General features: G+C 60.9%; 3 protein-coding genes. 1 reads left to right on the top strand and 2 read right to left on the bottom strand.

What is annotated here, in order from left to right:
• Positions 1 to 121 precede the first annotated feature (121 nt).
• Entirely contained in the window at positions 122 to 2,248 is a 2,127-nt protein-coding gene (locus tag ACODTO_RS29400) for a TonB-dependent siderophore receptor (RefSeq protein ID WP_489107467.1), read from the bottom strand.
• Positions 2,249 to 2,560: 312 nt separating this feature from the next.
• Here ACODTO_RS29400 and ACODTO_RS29395 point away from each other — a divergent pair, with 312 nt between their 5' ends.
• Positions 2,561 to 4,357, top strand: coding sequence for a methyl-accepting chemotaxis protein (locus ACODTO_RS29395; RefSeq protein WP_139645278.1), 1,797 nt, complete (start codon positions 2,561 to 2,563; stop codon positions 4,355 to 4,357).
• A gap of 271 nt (positions 4,358 to 4,628) precedes the next feature.
• Here the strand turns inward: ACODTO_RS29395 and ACODTO_RS29390 are convergent.
• Positions 4,629 to 4,711: CstA-like transporter-associated (seleno)protein (locus tag ACODTO_RS29390; protein WP_489107468.1), on the bottom strand; the 83-nt coding region annotated here is incomplete at its 5' end.

Raw genomic sequence — 4,711 nt, 5'->3', positions numbered from 1 at the left:
AGCCGGGAAGCCGGTCCTGATGCCCTGTGGGAGCGAGCCTGCTCGCGAAGGCGGCCTGAAGGAAAAGATGCTCCATGAAAATGCCCGGACTTGAAGGTCCGGGCATTTTCTGTTTCAAGGATCAGAAGGTCACGCTGGCACTCAGGCGTGCGGTACGCGGTTCCCCGACGGCAACCTGCAATTGGCTGCCGGTGGAGGACGGGTAGTACTGCTTGTCGAACAGGTTGTCCACGTTCAGTTGCAGCGACGTCTTGTACCCGAATACCGGCGACTCCCAGCGCAGGAAGGCATCGGCGACGGTGTAGCTGCTCAACCAGAAATCGTTGGCATTGTTGGCCGCGCGCTCGCCGACGTAGCGAGCGCCGCCACCGGCGTGCCAGGCGCCGAATTCGGCCGGGACGTTCAAGTGGTGGGTCAGGTACAGGCTGGCGGTGTGCTTCGGGGCGTCCCCCAGGCGATGGCCTTCGTCGTCCGGGTCGTCGAGGATTTCCGTGTGGGTGTAGGCGTAGGTGCCGATCAGGTCCCAGCGTTCGGACAGGCGCCCGGTAATGTCCAGTTCCAGCCCTTGGGAGCCGACTTTGCCAGCCGCTTCCGCCAGGGTCACGCCGCCGACCGTGGAGGACGTCACGACGTTTTTCTTCAAGATATCGAACAGCGCGAGGTTGATGTTCAAGCCCGGCAGCGGATCATACTTGGCCCCCACTTCGTAGCTGCGCCCCTCCTCCGGATCGAAGGTATTACCGGCATCGTCAACGGTGTCATTCGGCTTGAACGAGCGGCTGTAGTTACCGTACAGCGACAACGTGTCGGTGGCTTTGTAGACAAGGCCAAGGAACGGCACGAAGGCATCGCCGTTGTCATCGCGATTCACTCTGTAACTGTTGCCCAGTCCTTGATCGCCGTACTGGTCGTAATGTTGGTAGCGCCCCCCAAAGACCAGGATCCAACGGTCATCGAGGTGCCAGTTGTCCTTCAAGTACAGGGAGCTGGAAGTCAATTCGTTGCGCAAATCGCTTTGGGCGGCACTGACCAGGCTAGGCTCGGGCAAGTTGCCATAGACCGGTGAAGTGATATCGAAACCACCGCGTACCGCGTTGCGGTAGGTCTTCCCGCGATACTGATCGGATACCTGGTTATCAGCACCGATCAACAGATCGTGACGCTGACCAAGCAGCTCTTGTTTGCCGATGAAATCCCAACTCGCATAACGGGTTTCATCATCGTAATGGGCACCGTTGGCTGCCCGACGCAACGTATTGCCTGTCAACGTATTGGGCTGCGCAATCGAAAGACTGTACCGATCATTGTTCCAGCCATAAGTCACGCGAGTCTTCCACGCCTCGCTCAGCTCATACTCGAAACGTGCCGTCGCCGTCTCGCGAATCCCCACGCTCTTGGCCCAGCGCTCGTCGAGGCGCTTGTCATAATCGATATCCGCCGGATGCCCATCGGTGAACACCGTCCCACGGTCGAACGGGTTGGAATATTCGTTGTACTCATAGCTCAGGTTCAACGAAGCCCGCTCACCGGTCCAGGCCAGGGACGGCGCAACCAGCGTACTTTCATTCACGCCGTAGTTGCGCCAGTAATCTTCATGACCACGCTCGGCAATCAGCCGATACGCCAGCCTGGTATCGCCCAGCGGCCCGGTGGTGTCCACCGCCATGGTGCCGCCGCCTTCGCTATAGGCCGAGCCGCTTAACGTGGTGCTTTGGGTGTATTCGGGCTTTTTGCTGATGACGTTGATCAGACCGCCAGGCTCCAGCGCGCCGTACAGCATCGAGGCCGGGCCCTTGAGCACTTCGACCCGCTCGGTGGTGGCGCTGAAGTTGTGCCCCAGGTTCGAACGCACGCCGTCGCGCAGGATCGAGCCATCGTCGTTGGTGCCGAAACCACGCTTGATCAGCGAGTCTCGCGAACCGCCCAAGGTATTGCCCTGGCTGACGCCGCTGACGAACTTCATCGCGTCGTCCAGCGAGCGCACCTGATAATCGTCCAGCGTTTGCTGGGTCACCACATTGATCGATTGTGCCTCTTCCTTGATCGGTACGTCGCTTTTGCTCGCCGTGCTGGCCTGCGACGCCGTGTAGCCCTCATCTTGAGTGATGCGGCTGCCCTGGATGTCCGTGGTGGGCAGTTCGAGTACGTCCTGGGCCCACAGCGGGCTTGCGATGAAACAGCAGGACAAAGTCGGCAATACACACTTGATGAAGACGTTGCGATTCGCGGGAGGGGTGGAACGATTCAAGACGCGGCACTCACAGGGAACGTTAATGCGAGCGAATATACTTTGAGAATGATTCCCAGTAAATACTTTCTATGGACCTCATAACCACGCCCGCCCCCTGTGGGAGCGAGCCTGCTCGCGATAGCGGTGTATCAGTCACCGCCTGCCTGGATGGGAGACCTTCATCGCGAGCAGGCTCGCTCCCACAAATCCTCCGCACATCAAACACACGAGGTGGCCAAAGCGATATCAAAACGCCCTAACTCGCTAAAGCTTTGGCCCTCGCGGTCGAATGTATTCCATTGAGAGGTTTTTTTGCCCAGGAGCTATGGCATGCAGACGTTGAAGGCTTTGTACGAGTCCATCGAAATGCAATTTTTCGATACGCTCACCAAGAAACTCTCAAGCCTTTTCCTGCTGGTCATCGTCAGCGGGTTGTTGTACTGGGTGGCCCTTAGCGCCCGTACCGACATCGTCGCGCAGTTGCGCAACGCGCAGCTCGACGCCGCCCTGCTGGGGCAGATCGAGGGCCGGCTCGACAGCCTGACCCAGGCCCTGCTGTTCGGTGCGCTCCTGACGCTGGGCATGATCAGCTTCATGGTCTGGTACTTTCGCCATCTCATCGTACGCCCCGTCACCGCCATGACCCGGGCGCTGGAGGAGATCGCCAACGGCGAAGGCGACCTGTCCAGGGACCTGCCGTTGGTGACCCATGACGAAATCCGCGTACTGGCCAGCACCTGCAACCGTTTCCTGGCCAAGCAGCGTGAAATCATCAGCAACGTCCAGGCGCTCACCGTGCACATCGCCGTGGAGTCGGCGCGCTCGCTCAAGAACATCAGCGACTCCAGCGACAGCGCCACCCACCAGGCACGCTTCGCCAAGGAAGTGATGGAGCAGAGCAACTCCGCCGTGGACCGTATCGAAGAAGTCTCGCGCCAGACCCAGGGCATCTCCAGCACCACCGCGCAGAACCTGAGCATGGCCCGCGATTCCTATGCCGAGCTGCTGGAAGTGACCGGCAACATCGGCGAAATCGCCGGCAGCCTCAATGAATTCGCCACCCTGGTGGGGGCCTTGAACCAACGTTCTTCGAGCATCAAGTCCATCGTCGGGCTGATCCAGCAGATCTCTGCCCAGACCAACCTGCTGGCCCTCAACGCCGCCATCGAAGCTGCCCGTGCCGGCGAGAGCGGCCGGGGTTTCGCCGTGGTGGCTGATGAAGTGCGAACCCTGGCGCAGAACGTCAGCCGGGCCACGGACGACATCTCACGCAACATCGACGCCATGCTCGAAGAAGTCGGTTCCACCCACGAACAGACCACCCAGATCAGCCACAGCGCCCGGGAAACCCAAAAAGTCGTTGAACGTGCCTCCGGCCATTTCGAGAGCATGATCGTTGATTTCGAATCCACCAACGGCAAGCTGGCCGACATCGCCGATCATATCCAGCAGTTCGCCGATGCCAACACCGGCATCAACGAACGGGTCACCCAGATCCACGCCGACAGCCAGTCGATCGACCAGCGCATGCAACATTCGGCGACCGCCACTCGTGACCTCTCCGGTGTTGCTGAACGGGTGCAAGCGTTGCTGGGCCGGTTCGTGCTCGGCCACGGCAAGCTGGATGCCGCCATCACCCGCGCCAGCGAGTGCCGCGACACGCTCCAGGTGCGCCTGGAGGCGCTGCAACGCGAGGGCCTCAACCTGTTCGACCAGAATTATCAGCTGGTCCCCGGCACCGACCCCAAGCAGTACATGACCGGCTACACCGAACGCTTTGCCCAGGTCTGCCAGGAAGCCTGCGATGCCCTCACCCGCAGCACACCGGGCGGCAAGGTCTCGTTTATCGTCGACGCCAAGGGCTACTGTCCGGTGAACAACAGCTGGGTCTCGAAGCCACCCACCGGCGACCGCGCCGTCGACCTGCCGGTGTGTCGCAACAAACGGATCTTCAACGACCCGATCGGCCTGCGCGCAGCGGGCAACGTCCAGCGCTTCCTGCTCCAGACCTACCTGCGCGACACCGGGGAAATCATGACCGAGATCGACGTACCGTTCTTCTTCGGCGGCCGCCATTGGGGCAATCTGCGGGTGGGGTTCGACGCGGCGGTGTTGCTGGCGGAGTGAGCGTGAGCCAGCAACAGACCTTGGTCGCGATAGCGGTGGATCAGTCGACACCTTCATCACTGACCCGACGCCATCGCGAGCAAGCCCGCTCCCACAGGGAATCGGTGGCGAATACACACCCTGAGCCCGCCCAAAAACAACTGTGGGAGCAAGGCTTGCCCGCGATAGCGGTGGATCAGTTGACATCTTCATCACTGACCCGACGCCTTCGCGGGCAAGCCTTGCTCCCACAGGCTCGCTCCCACAGGGGGATGACCTCAGGGCCGTCGGGTCAACAGCACTTCGGCCCACCCTTGCCCCCGTAACGGGCCTCCTGGCGTTCGCGGAAGAACGCCTCGTAGTCCATCACCGGTT

Source organism: Pseudomonas sp. FG13 (assembly GCF_057809755.1).
Note: the sequence above shows the minus strand (reverse complement) of the source record. Positions and strands in the feature narration are given on the sequence as shown.

Coding starts and splice junctions, on each gene's coding strand:
- ACODTO_RS29395 (WP_139645278.1), top strand. CDS start 2,561: ATGCAGACGTTGAAGGCTTTGTACGAGTCCATCGAAATGCAATTTTTC.